The organism is Pontibacter sp. JAM-7, from assembly GCF_048548695.2.
GTDB lineage: Bacteria > Pseudomonadota > Gammaproteobacteria > Pseudomonadales > Balneatricaceae > Neptuniibacter.
The window spans coordinates 1-243 of sequence record NZ_JBLYIF020000066.1 but is presented as its reverse complement, the minus strand read 5'-3'; the positions used below and the strand labels follow the sequence as shown (position 1 = coordinate 243).

1 protein-coding gene is annotated in these 243 nt (G+C 56.8%); it reads left to right on the top strand.

Features of this window, described 5'->3' with window-relative positions:
* Nucleotides 1-243, top strand: a 243-nt coding sequence (locus tag ACFVYJ_RS13890; RefSeq protein ID WP_463255465.1) for a hypothetical protein, incomplete at both ends; no start/stop codon positions are given.

Sequence of the window (243 nt, the reverse complement as noted above, 5' to 3'; positions counted from 1 at the left end):
ACTGCCCTACGACACCTTCTCACCACATCAGGATAGTATCTCCCAGCGGATTGCCACCCTGGCACGGCTGCCCAGTCTCAAACGTGGCATCCTGGTGGTTCCTGTCAGTACCCTCCTGCACCGGACTGCACCTGATGAGTTTATTGCGGGGCATTGCTTCAGTTTAAAAGCGGGCGGCCAGATGGACCCGCAACTGTTACGCAAGCAACTGAGTGATGCCGGTTACCACCGCGTAGATACGGT